Origin of the sequence: Micromonospora sp. NPDC007271, assembly GCF_040634005.1 — a bacterium.
GTDB lineage: Bacteria > Actinomycetota > Actinomycetes > Mycobacteriales > Micromonosporaceae > Micromonospora.
In genome coordinates this window covers 1-22,144 of sequence record NZ_JBEYER010000030.1, presented here as the reverse complement: position 1 = coordinate 22,144, position 22,144 = coordinate 1, and the positions used below count along the sequence as shown (strand labels likewise).

Here is a 22,144-nt window from a genome sequence, read left to right as displayed (position 1 = left end):
CGTTGAGCGCGCGGAACGAACCGAAAGCGCATCGTGTCCGGCCCGCCCATCCTTCCGGCGCCCGCCGGGACCGTCGGCCACTCAGGGGCCGGTACTCGCGGGTGTCGGCAGCCCGGTGGCGGCCGGGCAGGCCGGCAGTGTCTCGATCCGCGCGGTGGCGCTCGGCCGACCGAGGTCCAGGAAGATGATCTGGTCACACCGGTTGGCGGACGGACCGGAGACCACCTCGAAGAAGATCACGGTAAGCGACGGCACCCGCCGAATCTCCCGCACCTTCATGCCCCATGACTGTCCAAGGGCGACGAGGTGCTCGTCGCTCGGCGCGGTCTCCCCTTCGGCGATCACCGTGTCGGCATAGAGCCGGATCCGCCGATCCAGATCCGCCGCCTCCGCCGCCGAGCGGGCCTCGGTGGTCTTCCGGAACTGCCGCCACATCATCTCCCACGAAACGAGCGCACCGCCACCACAGACCAGCAGCAGCACCACCAGCACCGCCGGCCAAGCAGACACCCGTTCGACCTGTCGCCCCACCGCCACCTCCCCGATCGGATGGCCCCGCACAGATCGACGCAGGCCCACATCCCGATCAGTTGTAGTCCACCGACGGCAAACGCGGCGTCCCAGGGTTGGCATACGACACCGCACCCGGGGCAGCCGAGATCCTGACGAACTGCCACCCGCTCGCTGCCCATAGCAGCGCCCCCTGACCGGCGTTTGCGCCGGTCAGGGGGCGTTTCTGCTGCTCAGTGGCGGAGGGTGTGGGATTCGAACCCACGAAGACATCGCTGCCTTACCGGTTTTCAAGACCAGCGCCATCGGCCACTAGGCGAACCCTCCCGGGCACGTCCCCCGCAGGGGTACGCGACCGGTGCCTAGTCTGCCACGGACGGCGTGACGGGCGCGCCGGCGTCCCACCCCTGCTGCAATGATGTTGGCCGTGTGGGAGACCCCGGCGGTAGTGCTGATCACCGGAATCATGGCGGCCGGCAAGTCCACTGTGGCCGAGCTGCTGGCCCGGCGGCTGCCCCGCTCGGTGCACCTGCGCGGTGACGTGTTCCGGCGGATGGTGGTCAACGGGCGCGCGGAGATGACCGCGGAGCTCTCGGACGAGGCGTGGCGGCAGCTCCGGCTCCGCTACGACCTGGCCGCCACGGCGGCCGATCGGTACGCCGCCGAGGGGTTCACCGTCGTCCTCCAGGACATCGTGATCGGCACCGAGCTGTCGGCCATGGTCGAGCGGATCCGGCACCGGCCGCTCGCGGTGGTGGTGCTCGCGCCTCGCGCCGAGGTGGTCGCCGTCCGCGAGCGGGACCGGCCCAAGCAGGGGTACGGGGACTGGCCGGTGGCCGACTTCGACGCCGGGTTCCGCGCCGAGACGCCCCGGATCGGGCTCTGGCTGGACACCTCGGCGCAGACCTCGAAGGAGACGGTGGACGAGATCCTGACTCGGGCGTGGCGGGACGGGCGGATCGGGTAAGACTGGGCCATGCACGCGATCACGATTCCGAAACCCGGTGGACCCGAGGCCCTCGTCTGGTCGGAGGTGCCCGACCCGGAGCCCGGCCCCGGCGAGGTGGTCGTGGAGGTGTCAGCGAGCGCGGTGAACCGGGCCGACCTGCTGCAACGGCAGGGGCACTACCCGCCGCCCCCGGGCGCGCCGGCGTACCCGGGGTTGGAGTGCTCCGGCGTGGTCGCCGCGCTCGGCCGCGGCGTGACCGGCTGGCAGGTCGGCGACGAGGTCTGCGCGCTGCTGGCCGGCGGCGGGTACGCCGAACGGGTGGCCGTGCCGGCCGGGCAGTTGCTGCCGGTGCCGGCCGGGGTGGATGTGGTCGACGCGGCGGCGCTGCCGGAGGTGGCCTGCACGGTCTGGTCGAACGTGGTCCGGCTCGCCCGGCTGGCCGAGGGCGAGACCCTGCTGGTGCACGGCGGGGGGAGCGGGATCGGCACCTTCGCCATCCAGCTGGGAGTGGCGCTCGGCGCGACCGTGGTGGTGACCGCGCGGGCGGGGAAGCACGAACGGCTGCGCGAGCTGGGCGCCACGCACACCATCGACTACCGGGAACAGGACTTCGTCGAGGAGGTCCGCCGGGTCACCGACGGCCGGGGCGCGGACGTGATCCTCGACATCATGGGCGCCGCGTACCTGCCGCGGAACGTGGCGGCGCTGGCCACCGGGGGTCGGCTTGTGGTGATCGGCATGCAGGGTGGCCGCAAGGGCGAGCTGGACCTGGGGATGCTGCTGGCGAAGCGGGGCACGATCCACGCGACGGCGCTGCGCTCCCGCCCGCTGGACGAGAAGGCCGAGATCGTCCGGGGGGTGCGCGAGCAGGTGTGGCCGCTGGTCGAGTCCGGGGCGGTCCGGCCGGTCGTGCACGGTCGGGCGAAGCTGGCCGACGCCGCCGACGCGCACCGCCTGATCGAGACGAGCGACCACCTGGGCAAGGTGCTGCTGGTGCGGTGACCGGTCAGGCCGACGCCCGGTCGGCGTCGGGGCGGGGCAGCATCAGCCGGGCGCCGGGGCCCTCGGCGGCCAGCGAGTCCGCCGGGTTGTAGAGGGTGCAGCGCTGCAACGACAGGCAGCCGCAGCCGATGCAGCCGTCCAGGTCGTCGCGGAGCTTGCCGAGCAGCCGGATCTTCTCGTCCAGCCGGTCCCGCCAGGCGCGGGAGAGGGCAGCCCAGTCGTCCGGGGTGGGCGTACGCGAGGACGGCAGGGAGTCGAGCGCCGCACGGATCTCGTCGAGGGAGACGCCCACCTGCTGGGAGATCCGGATGAAGGCCACCCGACGGAGCTCGGCGCGCGCGTACCGGCGCTGGTTGCCGCCGGTCCGGTGGGACCGGATCAGCCCGAGCCGCTCGTAGTAGCGCAGCGCGGAGGGGGCCACCCCGCTGCGCGCGGAGAGCTGTCCGATGGTCAGTGCTTCGTGCATCACAGGGCCTTGAGTTGAAGTGCGCTTCAACTCCGAGGCTAGCCGCATGACGACGACGACCGCCACCCACCCTGCCGTGCTGCGGGCGCTGCTCGACCGGATACGCGCCGGGCGCGAGTTCGGCGCGAACGTGTACTCGACCCTGGACGTGCTGCAGGTGCTCTACGACCGGGTGCTCCGGATCACCCCGGAGACCGTCGACGACCCGGACCGCGACCGCTTCCTGCTCTCCAAGGGCCACGCGGTCGCCGGCTACTACGCCCTGCTCGCCGCGAGGGGCTTCGTTCCGGTCGAGTGGCTGGACGACCAGGGCGGGCCGGACAGCCGCCTCGGCGACCACCCCGACCGACTGCTCGTGCCCGGGGTGGAGATCGGCTCCGGGTCGCTCGGCCACGGGCTCGGCCTGGGCGTGGGCACCGCGCTCGGGCTGCGGGCCCAGGGCCGGTTCGACCCCCGGGTGTACGTGCTGCTCGGCGACGCCGAGCTGGACGAGGGCTCCAATCATGAGGCGATCGCGTACGCCGGCGCGACCGGACTGGCCAACCTGACCGCGATCGTGCTGGACAACCGGTCGGCGAGCCACGGGTGGCCGGGCGGCGTGGCGAGCCGGTTCACCGCCAACGGGTGGAGCGCCGCGACCGTGTCCGGCCGGGACCACGAGGCCCTGCACACCGCCCTCACCGGGCACGACAACCACCGGCCGCACGTCGTCGTCGCGGTCGTCACCGACGGGGAGTGATCATGCGCGAGACCTTCGTGGCCACGGCCACCGCCTTCCTGGACGACCCCCGGACCACCGTCGTCCTGGCCGACATCTCCGCCGCGGCGTTCGCCCCGGCCGCCGAGCGGTACCCCGACCGGGTCATCAACGTCGGCATCCGGGAACAGCTCATGATGGGCGTGGCGGGCGGGCTCGCGCTGACCGGGCACCGCCCGATCGTGCACAGCTACGCGCCGTTCCTCGTCGAGCGGGCGTACGAGCAGATCAAGCTGGACCTCGACCACCAGGGGGTCGGGGCGGTGCTGGTCAGCGTCGGGGCGTCGTACGACCGGGCGGCGGCGGGCCGCACCCACCTCGCGCCGGCGGACGTCGCGCTGATCGACACGCTGAACGACTGGACCGTGCACGTGCCGGGCCACCGGGACGAGGTGCCAACGCTGCTGCGCGACGTGGTGTGCGGCCGGCAGGACTCGGCGTACGTGCGGCTGTCCACGCAGAGCAACGCGCGGGCGTACCCCGACGCGGGTGACCTGCGGGTGATCCGCGACGCCGGGGCGGGCGCGCCGCTGCTGGTGGCGGTCGGGCCGCTGCTGGACCAGGCCCTCGCGGCGGTCGCCGACCTGCTGGTCACCGTGGCGTACACCCACCGGCCGCGCCCGTTCGACACCGCCGGCCTGCGGGCCCTCGCGGGCACCGACGTGATCGTGGTCGAGCCGTACCTGGCAGGCACCTCGGCCCGGGTGGTCGGTGCGGCCCTGGCCGACCGGCCGCACCGGCTGCTCACCCTCGGCGTGGGCCGGGCGGAGCTGCGCCGCTACGGCACGCCCGAGGACCACGACCGCTGGCACGGCCTGGACGTGGCCGGTCTGCGCCGCTCGATCGACGCGTTCCTCGCCCCGGCCCTGGCCACCGGCTGAGCCACCCGAACACGGAAATGGCGGCACCCACCCGGGGTGCCGCCATTTTCTTGACCGTGGGCCGGTACGGCGTCAGGCGGGGCTGACCGGTCGACGCCGGGCGCGCTCGCGGGCGAGGATCCAGATGGCCTCGACGCCGTCCTTCCAAGTGATCTTCTTGCCCTCTTCGCGGCCCCGTGCCCGGTAGCTGATCGGCACCTCGTAGGGGCGGATGCGCTGGCGCAGCAACTTGCCGGTGACCTCGGCCTCCATGCCGAAGCCGCGGGAGCGGACCTGGAGCGAGCGGTAGAGCTCCAGCGGCATCAGCTTGAAGCAGGTCTCCAGGTCGCCGATGTACGAGTTGAACAGCACGTTGGCCGCCATCGTGACGCCCTTGTTGCCGATCACGTACCAGAAGCTGTAGGCGCTGTGACTGCCGAAGGTCCGATTGCCGTAGACGACCGTCGCCCGCCCGTCGAGCACCGGCTCGAGCAGCCGGGGGATGTCCTGCGGGTCGTACTCGAGGTCGGCGTCGAGGATGACCATGTACTCACCCTCGGCGTTGTCCACGGCGGTCTTGATCGCCGCGCCTTTGCCGGAGTTGCGCTGGTGGGTGATCACCCGCAGCCGCGCGTCGTCCAGCCGGCCGAGGACCTCCGCGGTGCCGTCCCGGCTGCCGTCGTCCACGACGACGAGTTCGATCTCGCAGGGGTAGTCCACCGCCAATGCCTGCTTGAGGGCATCCGCGATGCGTTCTTCCTCGTTGTAGACCGGCATGAGGATCGAGAGCTTCACGGGTTCTCCACGGTGGCTACGGAAAGTCGGCCCTAGCGTAACCCGGCTGCTCGCCGTGGTCACCAGAGCATGCCCCCTGGCAGATGAACGTCTTAGCGGGCCGCCCGACATCCGCCGCATCCAGGCCGCCCGATCTGCCGGAAGAGTTCCCTTCCGCACCCCGCCGCAAGGTTTCCGAGCCGGGTTCACATCCCGTCGCCGCGCCGTTACCGTCTGGTAACTCAATCGACGTCTAGCGATTGATCGGAAGGAGTGCGTCGATGCTTGGCACCCCCACCAGGCGCGGACGGACGACCCGGCGGCGGGCCCTGGCCGTGCTGTCCGCCACCGCTCTCGCCCTGCCGATGCTGGTCGGACCGGCCAGCCCCGCAGCCGCCGTCGACCGACCCGCCGTCCAACCCCTCCCCGCCGCTCTCGAAGCGGTCCGCGCCGCCGAGGCCACCGCCCTCTACGGCTCCCCCGACGTCCGGCCGCTGGAACAGCGGCGGACCGCCCTGGTCACCATGGGAGACAGCGAGATCTCCGGTGAGGGCGTCGGCAACTACGTGCCCGGCACGCACCAGAACGGCAACTGGTGCGACCGCTCGTACGACCAGGCGGTCTTCCGTACCGGCATCGCGGCCGACGAGAAGTACAACCTGGCCTGCTCCGGGGCCACGCCGTGGAACCTGATCGCCGGTGGGCCGACCCAGCACAACGAGCTGAACCAGGGCGACTACCTGGCGATCAAGGCGCGGAACACGCACGTCAAGCTGATCTGGGTGGTCGTGGGCGCCAACGGCGACGGCACCATCCAGTTCGGACCGGTCGCCACCGACTGTGCGATCCGCCGGGTCTTCTTCCTGGGGCCGTGCTGGCCGACCTACACCGACCAGTGGACGATCCGCACCGACGGCAGCCGGAGCGCGGTCGAGGAGGCGCTCAACTCGATCCGGCAGACCATGACCGCCGCCGGCTACCTGCGATCGGACTACGAGTTGGTGCTCATGTCGTACCCGAGCCCGGGCAGCCCGGACGTGGAGGACAACCCGAACTTCCCCGGCTGGTACTCCGGCGGCTGCCTGCTCTACCTGGCCGACATGGCGTTCGCCCGGAACAAGGCCGTGCCGCTCTTCGAGTCGGCGCTGCGCGCGGCCGCCGCCAACACCGGCACCCGCTACCTGGACGCCAGCCGGCTCTTCCACGGCCACGAGGTGTGCACCGACAACACCTCGGTCCGCGGTCTCTTCATCGAGATCGGGATCTGGGACGAGAACGCCGCCCGGCAGTCGTTCCACCCCAACTACCGCGGGCACGGCATGTTCGCCCAGTGCATCACCCAGTTCTGGAACTCGGGCCGGCAGCGGGCCACCTGCGTCGACCCGGCCAGCACCGGGCAGGGCGTGCTGGTCGACGGTCTGCTGGCGTTCAAGCAGCTCCGTAACCTCGCCACCGACAGCTGCGTGGACGGCAAGGGGTACGACTCGCGCAACGCCACCGTCCAGCAGGCGTACGCCTGCCACGGCGGGCGCAACCAGGGCTTCTGGTACGACCCGGCGCGGCAGTCGCTGCACTCCGAGCTCTCCCACGACCGCTGCCTGGACGTGACGGGCGGCGCGCTGACCGCCGGCACCACAGTCAACATCCACGACTGCCACGGCGGGCTCAACCAGAAGTTCGTCTTCGCCGGCAACCAGCTCAAGCCGGCCGGCGCGACCAACCTCTGCGTCGGCTTCGACAACCCGGTGCTGGGTACGCCGCGGCTGCGGCTGGCCACCTGCTCCACCAGCACCCGCCAGCAGTGGTCCTTCGAGTCCCGGTCGTACGCCAACCCGGTCGGCTACGGCCACTCCGACTTCATCGGCTCCCGCGTCTACTGACCCGACCTGTTAACAGGGGCCCCCTGTACAACGGAATCCGTTAACAGGGGGCCCTTCCTTTCAGCTCTGCTTGAGCGGGACGACGATCAGGCGGGCGAGGGAGCTGTCCCCGGTCCTGGTGCCGGCCACCCCGACCGTGGTGCCGACCTTGATGTCGCTCGACTGGATGGTCCTCCGACGCTCGACGACGCGCAGCTTGTCGTCGAAGGTCCAGGTCATCGTGAAGCCGTCGGGGGACTTCACGGTCATCGACCTCTCGTCGACGGCGGTCACCTGGCCGCGCTGCACGGCCACCGTCTTCGTCCCGCCGTCCCGGGCCTGCACCACCACCTCACCGTGCAGGGTGTTCCTGCGCAGCAGCACCCGGGCCCGGTGCCGCTTCCGCCACTCCTCCGCCCGCTCGCGCCGCTCGTCCTGGGGACCGGCCTGCTCGCCGACCGAGGCGGAGGCCGAGGGCACCGGGGCGGCGACCGGGTCGACGTCCAGGTCGGCGGCGTCGAGGCCCAGCGCGGTGAGCGCCTGCCCGTCCGCCCCCATGGCCGCGGCCACCTCGACCGCGGTCTCCTTCGCCGGCTCCTGCGCGAGCGGGGCCGGGCCGCAGCCGGCGAGGCCGAGCGTGGCCGCCGCGAACAGCGCGGTGACGCCGGTGACGATTCCCTGACGTGCCATCGGTTGTCCTCTCTCGTGGGTGGTGCGGCCAGCGTCCCCCGGGGACGCGAGCGGATCGTCAGGCCGATGTTCGGGGCAGGTAAGGATCACCGGGCAGCCGGACGGTGAGGGCGGCTCCGTCCTCCGGCGCGTGCCCGGCCGCGATGTCGCCGCCCAGCCGGCGTACCAGGCCGGCGGCCAGCGCCAACCCCAGGCCGCTGCCCACCTTGCGCACCCCCCGGTACCGCTGGTGCAGCGCCCCGCGCTCGAACGCCACCGCCAGGTCGTCGTCGGTGAAGCCGGGCCCGCCGTCGCGAACCTCGACGATGCCCCCCGCGGCCGGGTCCGCGCCGGCCGGCCGGACCGCGAGCACGATCGGCGCCCCCGGGGGTACGACCCGCAGCGCGTTCTCCAGCAGCCCGTCCACGACCTGCCGGATCCGCCCCGGATCGGTGTACGCGGGCACCGGCCCGCCCGGCGTCTCCACCCGGAACGGGACCCCGACCGCCGCGCACCGGTCGGACCAGGTGCGTTCGGCGTCGGCGGCGAGCCGGGTCAGGTCGACCGGGCCCGGTTCCAGCGGAAAGTCGGCGGCCTCCAGGCGGGCCAGCGCGAGCAGGTCGCTGACCAGCCGGTCCAGATGCTCGGCCTCGCCGAGCATGGTCCGCCCGGTGGCCGGCACCGCGCTCGCGTCGAGCACCCCGTCGGCCAGCGCCTCGGCGTAGCCCCGGATCGCGGTGAGCGGGGTGCGCAGCTCGTGCGAGACGGAGAGCAGGAACTCCCGTTGCCGCCCCTCGCTGGTGGCCAGCGCGGCGGCCAGCCCGTTCAGCGCGTACGCCAGGTCGGCCACCTCGTCGGGCGGCTCGACCGGCACCCGGACCGAGCGGTCCCCGGCGCGCAGCCGGGCGGCGGCGACGGCGGCGGTGCGGATCGGCCGGGCCAGCCGGCGGGCCAGCAGCAGCCCGGCGGCCACCCCCGCGGCGAGCCCGGCGAGCAGCGGCAGCCAGAGGCCACGCAGCACCTGACGCCAGGGCCCGGCGGTGGCGGCCCGGGTCAGCACCACCCCGTCCCCGCCGGGCAGTGCCCGGCCCTCGACCAGGCTCCGTTTCCCGTTCACCAGCCGCCGGCCCGAGACGTTGTGGCCGGTCGACACCCGGGTCACCACCTGCCGGGGCAGGCCGGAACGGTCCACCTGGCCGGCACGGATGAGGTACACGTCGACGTCCTGCTGGCGGAGCTGGCGGATCAGCCGTTCCCCGGCACTGTCCCGCTGGCGTGCGGCGCTGACGCGGAGCACGCTGGCGGCGAGCCGGGCCTGGGCGTCCAGCGCCTCCTGGTCCCGCCGCTCGGCCCCACGCACCGCCAAGGGGACCGCGACGAGCGCGGTGACCAGCACCGACACCAGCGCCACCGCGCAGGTGACCAGCACCGCGCGGACGGTCAGGGTACGGCCGAGCCGGCTCGGCCGCCGGGCGGGCGCCGGGCGAGGGCCGAGCACCGGCAGGGCGACGGTCGGCTGATGCGGCCGGAGCGCGTCGGCGGTGGGCTCAGGCATCGGCCGCGTACCCGACGCCGCGGTGGGTCCGGATCACGCTGGCCGCGCCGAGCTTGGCCCGGACCTGCGCCACGTGCACGTCCACGGTACGGGTGCCGGCGTGCGCCGCGTAGCCCCAGACGCCGGCCAGCAACTCCTCCCGGGTGAAGACCCGGCCCGGCCGGGCCATCAGGTACGCGAGCAGGTCGAACTCGGTGGAGGTGAGCTGCACGGGGGTGCCGGCGGCGGTGACCGTCCGGCGGCCCGGGTCGAGGGTGACCGCGCCGACCACCCGGGGCTGCTCGGCCCCGGCGGGCATCCCGGCCGTACGGCGCAGCACCGCCCGCACCCGGGCGACCAGTTCGCGCGGGCTGAACGGCTTGGTCACGTAGTCGTCCGCGCCCAGTTCCAGGCCGACGATCCGGTCGACCTCGTCGTCACGCGCGGTGAGAAAGATGACCGGCATCCAGTCGCCGGCCTCGCGGAGCCGCCGGCAGATCTCGGTCCCGGCCATGCGGGGCAGCGCTATGTCCAGCACGCAGGCCACCGGGCGCAGCCGCCGCGCGGCGAACAGCCCGGCCTCCCCGTCCCGTTCCAGGTGTACGCCGAACCCGTCCCGGATCAGGTAGAGCCGGACCAGGTCGGCGATGGCCGGCTCGTCCTCCACCACGAGGACGAGCCCACGCTGCGCGGTGTCGGCGGTCACCGGCCCATGATTACCGACCGGTGGGCGCCAGCGACGTACGGGGAATGTTCGGGCCCGGTAAGGATCTGGTCAGCGCACCGGGGCCGGGCGGAAGGCGGCCGGCCGGGCGCCGACCGGCGGCTCGCCGATGGTGGCGACCAGCCGCTCCGCGGGCCTCCGGAGCCGGGTCCGGAACGCGTGGTTGAGCAGGGTGTCGACCTGCCACACCTGCTTCGGGTGGTGGGTACGGATGAGGAACCGCTCGCGGACCCCGTCGATCGCCGTGGCCGCCAGCTCGACGCTGTGCGACCGGGGATCGGGGCTCCAGGTGACGTTGCTCAGCTCGCGCAGTTCGGTGTTGAGGTGCAGGTGCAGTCGGTGCAGCACCCTGCTCTGCCGGGTGACCACCAGCCGACGGTGGGTGAGGAGCAGGAGGTATTCACCGCCGATCGGGTGATCGGGGCGGCTGCACCGGGTGACCAGGATCGTGGCGTCGCCGGAGCCGACGCACCGGCGGAAGATCGGCATGTGTCGGCTGACGGTCTGCGCCGCCAGACCTGTCTCGGCGGCGGCGGGAAGGAACGTTCGCGAGAACACGTCCATGCAAGATGCAACGAGCAAGTGACCAGGGGTGATATGGGTCACTTCCGATTTCTGGAACTTCCACCCGTGCGGTTCGCACCCCCTGTCCGACATTCGGCTGGCGGGCACCGGAGCCCGTGCGGCTGTGCCGGCTCAGAGCAGCTCGACGATGGTCGCGTTCGCCATCCCGCCGCCCTCGCACATGGTCTGCAGGCCGTAGCGGATCCCGTTGTCCCGCATGTGCTGGAGCATGGTCGTCATGATCCGGGCCCCGGACCCGCCGAGCGGGTGGCCGAGGGCGATCGCTCCGCCCCGCGGGTTGAGCCGCTCCGGGTCCGCCTCGGTCTCCGCCAGCCAGGCCAGCGGCACCGGGGCGAACGCCTCGTTCACCTCGTACACCCCGATCTCCTCGATGCCCAGCCCCGCGCGGCGCAGCGCCTTCGCCGTGGCCGGGATGGGGGCGGTGAGCATGGTGACCGGGTCGTCGGCGGCGACCACCGCGGTGTGCACGCGGGCCAGCGGGCGCAGGCCGTGCCGGCTGGCCCACTCGCTGGTGGTGACGGCGAGCGCCGCGGCCCCGTCGGAGATCTGCGACGCGGAGCCGGCGGTGACCACGCCGTCGGCCCGGAACGGGGTGGGCAGCTCGCCGAGCTTGGCCAGCGACGTGTCCCGCCGGATGCCCTCGTCGGCGGTGAACTTGCCGCCGTCCGCGAGCGGCACCGGGGCCAGCTCGGGGTCGAACGCGCCCGCGTCCTGGGCGGCGGCGGCCTTCTCGTGGCTGGCCAACGCGTACTCGTCGAGCTGGGCCCGCGAGAAGCGCCACCGCTGGGCGATCAGCTCGGCGCCGACCCCCTGGTTGAACGGGAGCGGGCTGCCCTCGGCGACACCCTCGACGCCCCGGTAGCGCTCCAGGATCGCCGCGCTGAACGGCATCCCGTCGGCCACGCTGGAGCCCATCGGCACCCGGGTCATCGACTCCACCCCACCGGCAACCACCAGATCGGCCTGGCCGGAGAGAACGGTGGCGGCGGCGAAGTGCAGCGCCTGCTGGCTCGACCCGCACTGCCGATCGAGGGTGGTGCCGGGCACCGACTCGGGCCACCCGGCAGCGAGGACGGCGTTGCGCGCGACGTTCCAGGACTGCTCGCCGACCTGGGACACGCAGCCCCAGACCACGTCGTCGACCTGGCCGGGGTCGATCCCGGTCCGCTCGGCGAGGGCGCGCAGCACGTGCGCCGAGAGATCGACCGGATGCACTCCGGCCAGGCTGCCCTTGCGCCGCCCGACCGGGGTCCGTACCGCACCGACGATGACCGCGTCACTCATGTCTACTCCCCGGTAACCTGGCTCGCCCCGATCCTACGTGGTGACCCGGCCGGCCGTCCTCCCCCGGTTGCTCCGGCCGCCCGGCGGAACGGTGTGGCCGGCCGGCGACCGCCGCCGAGGTTGGCGCCGGCTGGCATGCTGGTGCGGTGATGTCCCAGTCCTCCCCGGCCCAGTCCTCCCCGGCCCAGTCCTCCCCGGCCCGGCAGTGGCGGGTGCCGGCCGCCCTGCCGGTGGCCAAGCTGGTCGGGGCGTTCGTCCTGATCGTGCTGGGGCTGCTCTTCGCCGACGGCGACCTGGTCCGGCTCGTGCTCGCCGAACTGGCCGCCGCCGTGCTCGCCGGCTGGGCCGCACGCGACCTGGTCGCCCCGGTCCGACTGACCGTCGACGCCGAGGGGATCACCGTGCGCCAGGGTTTCGCCGGCTGGCGGCGGCTGCCCTGGCCGGCCGTGGAGGCAGTCCGGCTGGAACGGCGTACCCGGCGGGGGCTCACCGCGGAGACCCTGGAGATCGACGCGGGCGAGTCGCTGCACCTGTTCGGCCGGTACGACCTGGACGCGCCGCTGGACGAGGTCGCCGAGGCGCTCCGCGACGCCCGCACCGCCGCCGGCTGACGGCCCCGACCGGCGCGGCTCGACCGGCATCCCGGTCGCGTGGCTCAGCCGATCAGCATCCCGGTGCGGACCAGGACCAGCCCGAGCAGCGCCACCAGCAGGACCGCGCCGCCCGCGGCCTGGAACGTGGTTCGCCGCATCCGCGGGGCGTACGCCAGGACCAGGGCCATCAACGCGCCGACCACCAGGCCACCGAGGTGACCGGCAACGGAGATGTTCGGCACGGCGAACGTGAAGACCAGGTTGATCACCAGGATCGGCACGATGGCCGAAGTGTCCCGGCCCAGCCGGCGCATGATCACGAAGATCGCCGCGAAGAGGCCGAAGATGGCGGTCGACGCCCCGGCCGAGGGCTGGTTGGCCGGGCTGAACAGGTAGACCGCGACGTTGCCGCCCAGCCCGGCGATCAGATAGAGCGCCAGGAAGCGCAGCGGGCCGAGGACCGCCTCGAGCGCGCGGCCGAGCACCCAGAGCCCCCACATGTTGAGCAGCAGGTGCGGCAGGCCGTAGTGCAGGAACATCGCGGTGACCAGGCGGTACCACTGCCCCTCGGCGACCCCGCCGAGCGTGCCGTCCGGGAGGATGGCCTGGCCGATCACGGCACCCCAGTTGGTCAGCGGCGTGGAGTCGCCGAACAGGCCGCCGAAGCCGGAGCCGCCGGCGGCCGCGGCCCCGCTCCGGGCCGAGGCGATGGAGAGGACCATGACCAGCACGTTCAGCGCGATCAGGGTCTTGGTGACGTAGCCCTGGCGGCCGGCGGCACCGCCGCCGAAGGCGGTACGCGCCGGCCGCACGCTGCGGCGTCCCTCGCTGACGCACTCCGGGCACTGGTGCCCGACCGACGCGTCCCGCATGCACTCCGGGCAGATCGGCCGATCGCAACGGGTGCACCGGACATACGTCTCCCGACCGGGGTGGCGGTAGCAGACCGGAGTGGTCGGCACCGGCCCGCCGGTGGCGTCGCCTGCCTGCCCGGAGCGCTCAGTCATGCGAGCAAAGGTACCCGCACGACGCTCACGCCGCCGCTACGCTGCGCTCCGCGGCGGCGCGAGGCGCCACGCTGCTGAGCCAAATGGTTCGCTCGCTCCGCTCGCTCACGCCGGCTTGCGCTCGATCTCGACGCGCTCGATGACCACGTCCTGCAGCGGCCGGTCGCTCGGGCCGGTCGGGGTGTTCGCGATCGTGTCGACCACCTTCGCGGACTGCTCGTCGGCCACCTGCCCGAAGATGGTGTGCCGGTTGTTCAGGTGCGGGGTCGGCCCCACCGTGATGAAGAACTGCGAACCGTTGGTGCCCGGCCCGGCGTTCGCCATGGCCAGCAGGTACGGCCGGTCGAAGCGCAGGTCCGGGTGGAACTCGTCGGCGAACTTGTAGCCCGGGCCACCGCGACCGGTGCCGGTCGGGTCGCCCATCTGGATCATGAAGCCGCTGATCACGCGGTGCGAGATGGTGCCGTCGTAGTACGGCCCGCTGCCCGGCTGACCGGTCCGCGGGTCGATGTACTCCCGGGTGCCCTCGGCCAGCTCGACGAAGTTGCGGACGGTCTTGGGCGCGTGGTTCGGGAAGAGCTCCAGCCGGATCGGGCCGGCGTTGGTGTGCAAGGTGGCGTAGACAGCCTCGGCCACGGGTACTCCTCACTTGTCGGTCAGTTCCATGCGGATCCTCCCATGTGCCCGATCTGGCCATGCGGAGGCATCCGAGGGTGGAGGATGACTAAGGAACAACTCCCAGGAGGTGGGACCGTGTTTGGAATCGGGCGGCGTAGGAGTCACGGGCAGCTCGCGAAGGCGGAGCTGAACCAGGGCATCGGTCACCTGAGGCAGGCTGCGGCCTACGCGGCGAAGGGTACCGGCGCCACGGTCGGCCCGCGGGTCCGGGCAGCCCGGGGTGCCGTCGCGCCCACCGCGATCATGGTCCGGGACCGGGCGTCGAACGGCCTCGCCTCGGCGGTCATGGCGCTCGCGCCGCTGGTCCTGGCGATGCGCAACGCCCAGGCCGAGGCCGCGGGCAGGGCGGTCGCCGGCCGGAAGGCCGCCGCCGCGAAGCAGGCCGCGGTGAGCCGGAAGGCGAAGGCCAGGAACCTGAAGGCCGCCAGGAAGAAGCAGAAGAAGAAGTCGCCGGCCACGATGGCCGGCCTGCTGGCCGCCGGCACGGTCGCCGGACTGGCCAGCGCCATGGCCATGCGCCGCCGCCGCGAGCAGCTGGAGTGGGCCGAGTACGACCCGACCGGCCGGTTGGAGCCGATGCGCGAGGACGTCGACACGATCGTGGTGGAGACGCCCGACCCGAGCGCGAAGGTGACCCAGGCGACCGGTGCGGGCAGCTCGGCGGGGGCCGGGGGCGGCAGCGCCGCCACCGCGACGTCCGGCAGCCAGCCGGTGATCCAGCCGACCGACCAGGTGCCCTCGGTCGCCGAGGGTGCCCGGGACGTCTCCGGCCGCCCGGCCGCCGACGTCACCAAGGCGCTGAACAACGGAAAGAACACCGCCAAGGCCAGCGGCCGTCGCTGACCGCAGCGGGCACGGAGAGCGCCGGCGCGCCGGGGTACGCCCCGCGCGGCCGGCGCTTCCGTCCGCCGGTGCCGGCCCGCCGTCGGCGGCAGGCCGACCCGGTCACAGCCAGCCGTTGCGGCGGAACAGCCGGTACAGCGTGAACGACGACACCAGCATCAGGGCCCAGACACCCGGATAGCCGTACGTCCAGCCCAGCTCCGGCATGTTGTCGAAGTTCATCCCGTAGATGCCCGCGATCGCGGTCCACACGGCGCCGATCGCGGCCCATGCAGCGATCTTGCGCATGTCGTTGTTCTGGTCGACGGTGACCTGGGCCAGCCGCGCCTGGAGGATCGAGTTGAGTAGATCGTCGTACGAGTTGACCTGCTCAACCGTCCGGCTCAGGTGGTCCTGCACGTCCCGGAAGTAGCTCCGGACCTCCTGCGGCACCTCCCGGTTGACCTGCGAGGTGAGCGTGAGCAGCGGGCGTTGCAGCGGCGCCACCGCCCGCTTGAACTCGACCAGCTCCCGCTTCATCTGGTAGATCCGCTGGATCCGCCCGCTGCCCTGCCGGTCGAAGACGTCGGCCTCCAGCACGTCGAGATCGTCCTCCAGCCGGTCGGCGACCTCCAGGTAGAGGTCCACCACCCGGTCGGTGATCGCGTACGCGACCGCCCACGGACCGTGACCCAACAGCTCCCGCTTCGCCTCCAGGTCGGCCCGGACCGGCGCGAGCCGGCAGGCGTCCCCGTGCCGGACGCTGATCAGGAAGTTCGGCCCGATGAAGAGCATCACCTGGCCGGTCTCCACCACCTCGGAGTTCTCGGTCAGCTCCGCGTGCTCGCAGTAGCGTGCGGTACGCAGCACCAGGAAGGCGACCTCGCCGAAGCGCTCCAGCTTCGGGCGCTGCTCGGCCTTGACCGCGTCCTCCACCGCCAGCTCGTGCAGGCCGAAGGTGCCGGCGATCTCGGTCATCTCGTCCAGCGTCGGCTCGTGCAGGCCGAGCCAGACGAAGGCGTTGCGCCGCCTGCCGGCGGCCGCCAGGGCGTCGGCGTAGTGCCACTCGCCGGACTGGCGCTCGCCGTCCACGTACAGGCCGCAGTCGACGACCCCGCTCCGGCCGGGCCCGCTCGACTCCGGCGTACGCGGGGAGCCGTCGGCGTTCAGGATGCGGGACATGGCGCGTACGGGTGCCGCCCAGGCCCGTGGCCTGAGCACCCGGCCGCCGTTCTGCCCACCGGTGCGATCGCCTGCCACCCGGTCTGTCATCTCTCGCCCCCCTCCCCACGATGCTGCGGCTTGCAGGTTACGCCGATCGGGAGGAATCGCAGCGCGGGCGAGCGCCGGAGCGACAGCGCGGCTGCGGCGGGCATCACCCGGCGGGCGGTGCCGTGGGTGGCGCCGGGCGGGCCGGCCGCGTCAGGGGGGTGAGGGGCGACACGGCCCACCCGGCACCTATTGGGGGCGGGAGTTCTGCTGCGCGCGCCGGCGGCACCGGCGGGGGCGACGAAGACGCCCCGCACGGCGGACCGTCACCGGCAGAGGGTGAACGGCGCTCGCAGCATTGTGGGCCGTCGGCCGGCCCAGCGGGAGAGCTGAGCCGGCCGGTATCCGCATACTGTCGGAAACCCGACAGAAAATCAGCCGCGAACGGCGGCCATCGCCTCCGCCAGCCGGCGGACGCCCTCGTCGATCCGGTCCGCGGTCACCGCGGAGAACGCCAGCCGGAGCGCGTGCCGGCCGCCGTCCAGGAGGAAGTCGCTGCCCTTCACCACCGCGACGCCGCGCTCCGCGGCGGCCGGGGCGAGCCGGTCCACCTCGACGTCCTCCGGCAGCTCCACCCAGAGGAAGTAGCCGCCGTCCGGCTCCACGAACCGGGCCTCCGGGATGTGCCGGCGCAGCGACTCGGCGAGCACCCCGGCCCGCTCACCGAGGGCCGAACGCACGGTGTGGATGGACCGCTCGATGTCTCCCGAGACGCAGAACTGGTGCACGATCGCCTCAGAGACCATGCCCGGCGAGATGTAGAGACTGGTCGCCTTCTTGGCGATCGCGGCGATCAGCTCGGCCGGGCCGATCAGGTAGCCGACCCGGACGCCGGGGCAGACCGTCTTGGTGAAGCTGGAGGCGTGCACCACCACGCCCCGGGTGTCCATCGACAGCATCGAGGGCAGCGGCTCGCCCCGGAACCGGATGTCCGCGTACGGGTCGTCCTCGAAGATCGTGAAGTCGTACTCGGCGGCCAGGTCGAGCAGCTCGCGGCGCTTCTCCAGGGACAGGGTCACCCCGGCCGGGTTCTGGTAGTTCGGGATGACGTGGGCCAGCCGCGGCCGGACCCCCGACTCCAGCAGCTTGCGCAGCTCGGCGGTGTCCAGACCGTCCGGCTGGATCGTCACGCCGTGGACCTCGCCACCCATCTGCTGAAGGTTGAGCAGGGTCCGGTCGTACGTCGGGCGCTCGACCACCACCGCGTCGCCCCGGCGGACCAGGTGGTCGAAGAGGAAGGCGTCGGCCTGGAGCGAACCGTTGGTGATCAGCACCTGGTCGGCCTCGACGCCGTGCTTCTCCGCGATCCACTTCCGCAGGGGCGGGTAGCCGACGGAGGTGCCGTACGCCGTGATGCCAGCGGGATCGGCGTCGAAGGCACGGACGGCGGCGGCCTTGAGCCCCTCGACATCAACAATGTCCAGCGAGGGAGCGCCACGGGCGAAGGAGATCAGCTGCTCGGCGGTCATGCGCACGAGCCTAGGGCCTGGTACGGCGGGTCCGACCGGCATACACGCGAAGTTCAACATGCGGGCGGCCGATCCGGCCGGGCGGGTCATGGAGATCAGAAATGGGCTCGGGGTCCGTCCACCTTCCGACCGACGCCGGCCCGCGACCACCGGCCGTCGAAGGATCGCGGGCCGCGGTGGCCGCCGGTGCCAGCCGAACGTTCGGCCGAGTGTCGCGGTACCCACGGCCCGGGTGACCGGGGGATAGTGTCGCGGAATACACCTGCCCGACACGGGCCGCCAGCAGGGAGGGTCATGCCGGCCGAGCGAGACCAGCAGCACGCCTTCGGGCAGCCGACCGGCCTCTGGCCGGGCCAGGACATCCCGCGCCAGCAGGGCGCAGCGTCCCTGCCGTGGCCGGAGGCCGCGCCGCCGGTGCCGCCGATCGAGGCCCGGTCGACGCTGCCGTGGCCCGAGGGCGGGCACGTCGCCACCGACCTCGACCACGACCAGTCGTGGGCCGGACCCGGTGGCCCGGCGGCCTGGGACAGGGTCCGGGAGCAGGAATCGCCGGCTCCCACCACCGCCCCGACCGGGCCGCCGCCGGGGGAGGACGCCTGGGCCGACGAGCCCGCCGCGCCCGGTGCCGGCGGTCCCGACCGACCGCTGCCGCCCCCGGCAGCTCCGGCACCGGCACCGCCCGGCGGTTCGCGGCGGCGCTGGCGGCTGGCCGTAGCGGCGGCGGTCGTACTGTCCGTGGCCAGCGGCGGGGTCGCCGTGGCGAAGCTACGCCCGGACTCCACCGACCGGCCCAGTGGGGCGTCGCCGCAGGCCGCCCGACCTCCGGCCCAGAGCCCGGTCCCGGCCGACGCACCCGCCCCCGCAACTGCCGGCCCGAGCGCCGCCGAAGGGCTCGGCGCCCGTCCCACCGCCTCGCCGTCGGCCACCACCGGGTCGGCCCAGGGCTTCAAGGGGACGCGGCTGACGTTGCCCGGCGCCTCCGTCGACCCCGGTAGCGGGGAGACCTTCGCGCAGGCGCTGGCCCGGTCCGACCGCACCTTCGGCCGACTCCGGGTTGCCCGGATCTTCTATCCCGGCCTTCCGCCGGCCTGGAAGGGCAGCCGGTCCGACGTCGTCGACCGGACCGTGATCGTCTCCTTCAAGGCCGCCCCGCAGGACATCAACGCCGGCAAGTACGACTCTCGGCTGGCCTCATGGTTCGCCTCGATTCCGCGCGACCACAACGTCTACTGGTCGTACTTCCACGAGCCGGAGGACGACGTGGAGCGGGGCGCGTTCACCGCCGAGGCGTACCGGGCCGCCTGGCGCCGGATCGCCGGGCTTGCCGCCCGGGCCAACAATCCGAAGCTCATCAACACACTCATCCTGATGTGCTGGACGGTCGACCCGAAGTCCGGGCGGAGCTTCAACGACTTCTACCCGGGGAGCGACGTCGTCGAGACGCTCGGCTGGGACTGCTACAACTGGGCGGTCCGGTGGAAGCGGTACGCGCCCCCGCAGGAGGTCTTCGGCCAGATGATCAGCAAGTCCCGGGCGCTGGGCAAGCCCTGGGGCCTGGCCGAGACCGGAAGCGACCTGCTGCCCGGCGACTCCGGCCCCGGCCGCGCCGAATGGATCCGCTCGATGACGGGCTACGTCAACGGGCAGCGGCCGGAGTTCGTGGCGTACTGGAACAACGTCGTCAGCAAGGGTGACTTCCGGCTGCTGGACCAGCCGAGCATCCAGGCATGGAAGTCCTTCTGCACGGCCTGACCGGGTGACGTGGAACGGGCGGGCGACCGGCTGGTCGCCCGCCCGTTCGGCGTACGGCTCAGATGCCCCGGCCGCGCTTGTGCAGCGTACGCAGCACCCGGTCGGCGTGGACGGCCCGGCTCGCCACCGCCAGGGCCAGGTAGGCGCGCGGCTCGCGGGGGTTGCGGGCCAACGTACGCCGAGCCCAGCGGAGCGCGTCCCGCCGGTTGCCCATGGCGGCCTGCGCGAAGGCGATCTGCCCGGCGACCCGGGCCTCGCCGTGCGGCACGGTCGCGAACTCGGGGTACCGGCGCAGCAGCCACTGCAACGCGGTCGAGATGGTCTCCCAGCGCTGTGCGAAGTACGACCGCTTGTGCCAGCGGACCAGCACGTACGGGCTCTCCACGTTCACCAGCGGGGCGTACCGGGCGGCCCGGAGCAGGAACTCGTAGTCCTCCGCGTAACTGCCCGGGATCTGCTCGTCGACCAGCCCGATCGCGTCGAGCAGCGCGGCCCGGCGGATCAGGAACGTGGACGGGTGCAGCTCGGTGAGCCGGTCGCGGAGCAGCGCCTCCAGCGACACCCGGGACCGGTCCAGCGAGCGGTCCACGGTCCGGTCGTCGTAGCTGACCCGGATGCCGCAGCTGACCAGCGCGCCGTCCGGGTGGACGTCGAGCGCGCCGAGCTGGGCGGCGAGCTTGCCGGGCAGCCACTCGTCGTCGTCGTCGCAGAACGCGACCAGCTCGCCGGTGGCCGCCTCGATGCCGGTGTTGCGCGCCCCGGCCAGCCCGGGGGTGCGGGTGTTGGTGATGACCCGGACCCGGCGGTCGCCCCGGTCCAGCTCGAGGGACCGGTCCGGCTCGGACTGGTCGTACACCACGATGGCCTCGACCAGGCCCGGGTGCGCCTGGTTGAGGATCGCGTCGAGCGCCACCCGCAGCAGCTCCGGACGGTCCCGCGTCGCTACGACTACCGAAATGCTCGGACTACTCAAGAGGACGCCTCCACGGAATCGGATCCCCGCTGGCCCAGGTAGCCGTAGCGGACTCGGAAGGGCAGCGTGGCCAGGCTGACCAGGGCACGGCTGCGACGCGGCAGGCGGGTACGCCACGCCTCGTCCCGGCGGACGGTCAGCGGCCCGTCGCTGAACCGCAGCGGGTTGCCGGCGATGCTGTGAGCTCGGACGGGCGACGCCGGGGGCGACGGCTCGGAGGTGAGGATGCGCAGCGCCTCCGGGTCGTCCGGCAGCCCGGCGAACTCCCGGAGGCGGCGTACGGTGCCCGCCGGGTCGGCGGTGAAGTCCTCGTAGCGCAGCCGGAGCACCTCCGCCCGGGCGGCGAGCAGGTGGAACGCGGCGTTCTGCGCCGTCCACAGCTTGCTCACCTCCAGCGGGGAGAAGGTGGGCATGAAGTCCTCGCCGTCGACCACCTCGGGCCGGCGCACCTGCTTGCCCCAGGAGTACGCCACCGCCCGGCTGTCCCGGACCAGGTGCAGCACCCGCAGGTCGAGCCCCTCGGCCCAGCGCAGCGCGAAGGCCAGCGAGGCGTGCTTGCTGGAGTCGACCACCACCCGGGCCCCGGTGACCGCGAGGGCCGCCCGGTAGATCCGGGTGTAGCGGGAGGCGTACTCCCGGACGTCGGCGAGCTGTGCCGGCGACAGGGAACTCCTCGCCAGCCGGGGGATGTGCCGGGTGCGGTCGACCCGGTCCTTGAGCGCCAGCATTTCCTCGCGGTCGACGGCGGACCAGCCACCGAAGGCCCGCTCGCCCACCTGCCGCCAGAACGGGCAGCCGGTGAAGCGTTCGCCGCAGCCGCACCGCTCGTCGGCGCCGAGCGCCCGCTCCCAGAGGTGGACCACCTCACCGACCGCGCACACGTCGGCACTCTGGGCGAGGAGCAGCTCCAGCAGCGTGGACCCGCTGCGGCCGAGACCGCCGACGAAGAGAACCCGAGGACGCTCCGTCACCGCCGCTGCCCTCCGACACGCTGGCGTACCCGGCGGGCCACCAGGTCGTCGATGACCTGACCCACCCGGGCCACCGCCTCGGCCCGCGGGTCGGGCCGGTCCGGGTCCGCGGCGAGAGTGAAACGGGACGGATCCGCCAGCCCCTCGTCGAGGGCCGCAACCAGCTCGGCCGCCGACTCGCAGAGGCGGACCAGGCCGACCGCGCCGAGGCGCCGGGCGAAGAGCTGCTGGTGGTTGTCGACGTGCTCGTCGTGCGCCGGGTCCCGGGGCACCACGATCGGCAGGTGACCGGTGCGGCGGGCCTCGGTGATGGTGGCCGGCCCGCCGTGGCTCACCACGAGCGTGGCCTCGGCCATCGCCCGCTGCAGCTCCTCGTGGCCGAGGAACGGGGTGGCCTCGGGCAGGCGGGGGGTGCGGCTGTGGCCGTACTGGAGGACGACCCGGACCCCGGGCCGCCCGGCGTGCCACCGCTCCAGCCAGTCCACCAGCCGGTCGAACCGGTGCACGTCGGTGCCGACCACGGCCAGCACGTACGGCACCGGGTCGCGGCCGTCGCGCTGCCGGGGGATCATCGCGCTCACAGCGCCACCTTCGTTCGCGACTGCGGGGCTCGCAAAACCGGCTCACTCCTCGCGCT

At 73.1% G+C, this 22,144-nt stretch carries 23 protein-coding genes and 1 tRNA gene; 8 read left to right on the top strand and 16 right to left on the bottom strand.

The window, feature by feature from the left end; genetic code table 11:
• Positions 1-81: 81 nt before the first annotated feature.
• On the bottom strand, positions 82-510 hold the full coding sequence (locus ABZ570_RS13530) for a hypothetical protein (protein ID WP_358061739.1): 429 nt from the start codon (positions 508-510) through the stop codon (positions 82-84).
• Between the two features lie 237 nt (positions 511-747).
• Positions 748-837: transfer RNA gene (locus ABZ570_RS13525), tRNA-Ser, on the bottom strand.
• Positions 838-937: 100 nt separating this feature from the next.
• On the opposite strand from ABZ570_RS13525, the gene ABZ570_RS13520 reads away from it, so the two are divergent.
• Complete coding sequence (locus tag ABZ570_RS13520) at positions 938-1,477, top strand: AAA family ATPase (protein ID WP_358061736.1); 540 nt, start codon at positions 938-940, stop codon at positions 1,475-1,477.
• Between the two features lie 9 nt (positions 1,478-1,486).
• Entirely contained in the window at positions 1,487-2,461 is a 975-nt protein-coding gene (locus ABZ570_RS13515) for an NAD(P)H-quinone oxidoreductase (protein ID WP_358061733.1), read from the top strand.
• A 4-nt stretch (positions 2,462-2,465) separates the two neighbouring features.
• Here the strand turns inward: ABZ570_RS13515 and soxR are convergent, their stop codons facing one another.
• On the bottom strand, positions 2,466-2,927 hold the full coding sequence (gene soxR / locus ABZ570_RS13510; protein ID WP_358061730.1) for a redox-sensitive transcriptional activator SoxR: 462 nt from the start codon (positions 2,925-2,927) through the stop codon (positions 2,466-2,468).
• Between the two features lie 46 nt (positions 2,928-2,973).
• Here soxR and ABZ570_RS13505 point away from each other — a divergent pair, with 46 nt between their 5' ends.
• Together ABZ570_RS13505 and ABZ570_RS13500 are read left to right on the top strand one after the other, a co-directional pair.
• A complete protein-coding gene (locus tag ABZ570_RS13505) occupies positions 2,974-3,666 on the top strand; it encodes a transketolase (protein WP_358061727.1) in 693 nt (230 codons plus the stop codon).
• Positions 3,667-3,668: 2 nt separating this feature from the next.
• Positions 3,669-4,565, top strand: a complete 897-nt coding sequence (locus ABZ570_RS13500; RefSeq protein ID WP_358061724.1) for a transketolase — start codon at positions 3,669-3,671, stop codon at positions 4,563-4,565.
• Between the two features lie 72 nt (positions 4,566-4,637).
• Here ABZ570_RS13500 and ABZ570_RS13495 read toward each other — a convergent pair whose 3' ends face one another.
• Positions 4,638-5,339, bottom strand: a complete 702-nt coding sequence (locus tag ABZ570_RS13495; RefSeq protein ID WP_358061721.1) for a glycosyltransferase family 2 protein — start codon at positions 5,337-5,339, stop codon at positions 4,638-4,640.
• 260 nt (positions 5,340-5,599) lie between these two features.
• Between ABZ570_RS13495 and ABZ570_RS13490 the strand changes: the two genes are divergently transcribed.
• Positions 5,600-7,198, top strand: coding sequence for a ricin-type beta-trefoil lectin domain protein (locus ABZ570_RS13490; protein WP_358061718.1), 1,599 nt, complete (start codon positions 5,600-5,602; stop codon positions 7,196-7,198).
• Positions 7,199-7,258: 60 nt separating this feature from the next.
• Here ABZ570_RS13490 and ABZ570_RS13485 read toward each other — a convergent pair whose 3' ends face one another.
• The 5 genes from ABZ570_RS13485 to ABZ570_RS13465 form a co-directional block, all read right to left on the bottom strand.
• Positions 7,259-7,867 (bottom strand): hypothetical protein, encoded by a 609-nt coding sequence (locus ABZ570_RS13485; protein ID WP_358061715.1) that lies wholly within the window; start codon positions 7,865-7,867, stop codon positions 7,259-7,261.
• A gap of 58 nt (positions 7,868-7,925) precedes the next feature.
• Positions 7,926-9,401 (bottom strand): HAMP domain-containing sensor histidine kinase, encoded by a 1,476-nt coding sequence (locus ABZ570_RS13480; protein WP_358061712.1) that lies wholly within the window; start codon positions 9,399-9,401, stop codon positions 7,926-7,928.
• On the bottom strand, positions 9,394-10,086 hold the full coding sequence (locus ABZ570_RS13475; protein ID WP_358061709.1) for a response regulator transcription factor: 693 nt from the start codon (positions 10,084-10,086) through the stop codon (positions 9,394-9,396). Before ABZ570_RS13475 ends, ABZ570_RS13480 begins: the two co-directional genes overlap by 8 nt.
• Before the next feature lie 69 nt (positions 10,087-10,155).
• Positions 10,156-10,668 carry a hypothetical protein gene (locus ABZ570_RS13470; RefSeq protein ID WP_358061706.1) on the bottom strand — a complete coding sequence of 171 codons (513 nt, stop codon included), beginning with the start codon at positions 10,666-10,668 and terminating at the stop codon, positions 10,156-10,158.
• Between the two features lie 132 nt (positions 10,669-10,800).
• The gene (locus ABZ570_RS13465) at positions 10,801-11,973 is read right to left on the bottom strand and encodes an acetyl-CoA C-acyltransferase (protein ID WP_358061703.1); all 1,173 of its coding nucleotides are present in this window, start codon (positions 11,971-11,973) and stop codon (positions 10,801-10,803) included.
• A gap of 149 nt (positions 11,974-12,122) precedes the next feature.
• On the opposite strand from ABZ570_RS13465, the gene ABZ570_RS13460 reads away from it, so the two are divergent.
• Positions 12,123-12,584: a PH domain-containing protein gene (locus tag ABZ570_RS13460; RefSeq protein ID WP_358061700.1), complete on the top strand. Its 462-nt coding sequence runs from the start codon at positions 12,123-12,125 to the stop codon at positions 12,582-12,584.
• 44 nt (positions 12,585-12,628) lie between these two features.
• Here the strand turns inward: ABZ570_RS13460 and ABZ570_RS13455 are convergent, their stop codons facing one another.
• On the bottom strand, positions 12,629-13,573 hold the full coding sequence (locus ABZ570_RS13455; protein ID WP_358061697.1) for a rhomboid family intramembrane serine protease: 945 nt from the start codon (positions 13,571-13,573) through the stop codon (positions 12,629-12,631).
• A gap of 105 nt (positions 13,574-13,678) precedes the next feature.
• A complete protein-coding gene (locus ABZ570_RS13450) occupies positions 13,679-14,209 on the bottom strand; it encodes a peptidylprolyl isomerase (protein ID WP_358061694.1) in 531 nt (176 codons plus the stop codon).
• An 84-nt stretch (positions 14,210-14,293) separates the two neighbouring features.
• Here ABZ570_RS13450 and ABZ570_RS13445 point away from each other — a divergent pair, with 84 nt between their 5' ends.
• Complete coding sequence (locus tag ABZ570_RS13445; protein WP_358061691.1) at positions 14,294-15,094, top strand: hypothetical protein; 801 nt, start codon at positions 14,294-14,296, stop codon at positions 15,092-15,094.
• 102 nt (positions 15,095-15,196) lie between these two features.
• On the opposite strand, the gene corA is transcribed toward ABZ570_RS13445, so the two are convergent.
• Both corA and ABZ570_RS13435 read right to left on the bottom strand, forming a co-directional pair.
• On the bottom strand, positions 15,197-16,345 hold the full coding sequence (corA, locus tag ABZ570_RS13440) for a magnesium/cobalt transporter CorA (protein ID WP_358061688.1): 1,149 nt from the start codon (positions 16,343-16,345) through the stop codon (positions 15,197-15,199).
• Between the two features lie 371 nt (positions 16,346-16,716).
• Positions 16,717-17,811: a PLP-dependent aminotransferase family protein gene (locus ABZ570_RS13435; RefSeq protein WP_358061685.1), complete on the bottom strand. Its 1,095-nt coding sequence runs from the start codon at positions 17,809-17,811 to the stop codon at positions 16,717-16,719.
• A 294-nt stretch (positions 17,812-18,105) separates the two neighbouring features.
• Between ABZ570_RS13435 and ABZ570_RS13430 the strand changes: the two genes are divergently transcribed.
• Positions 18,106-19,563: a hypothetical protein gene (locus tag ABZ570_RS13430; protein WP_358061682.1), complete on the top strand. Its 1,458-nt coding sequence runs from the start codon at positions 18,106-18,108 to the stop codon at positions 19,561-19,563.
• A 58-nt stretch (positions 19,564-19,621) separates the two neighbouring features.
• Here ABZ570_RS13430 and ABZ570_RS13425 read toward each other — a convergent pair whose 3' ends face one another.
• The 3 genes from ABZ570_RS13425 to ABZ570_RS13415 are packed head-to-tail and all read right to left on the bottom strand — an operon-like array spanning position 19,622 to position 22,079.
• Positions 19,622-20,536 carry a glycosyltransferase family 2 protein gene (locus tag ABZ570_RS13425; protein ID WP_358061679.1) on the bottom strand — a complete coding sequence of 305 codons (915 nt, stop codon included), beginning with the start codon at positions 20,534-20,536 and terminating at the stop codon, positions 19,622-19,624.
• Positions 20,533-21,507, bottom strand: coding sequence for a sulfotransferase (locus ABZ570_RS13420; RefSeq protein WP_358061676.1), 975 nt, complete (start codon positions 21,505-21,507; stop codon positions 20,533-20,535). Before ABZ570_RS13420 ends, ABZ570_RS13425 begins: the two co-directional genes overlap by 4 nt.
• The gene (locus ABZ570_RS13415) at positions 21,504-22,079 is read right to left on the bottom strand and encodes a glycosyltransferase (RefSeq protein WP_358061860.1); all 576 of its coding nucleotides are present in this window, start codon (positions 22,077-22,079) and stop codon (positions 21,504-21,506) included. Before ABZ570_RS13415 ends, ABZ570_RS13420 begins: the two co-directional genes overlap by 4 nt.
• Positions 22,080-22,144 lie beyond the last annotated feature (65 nt).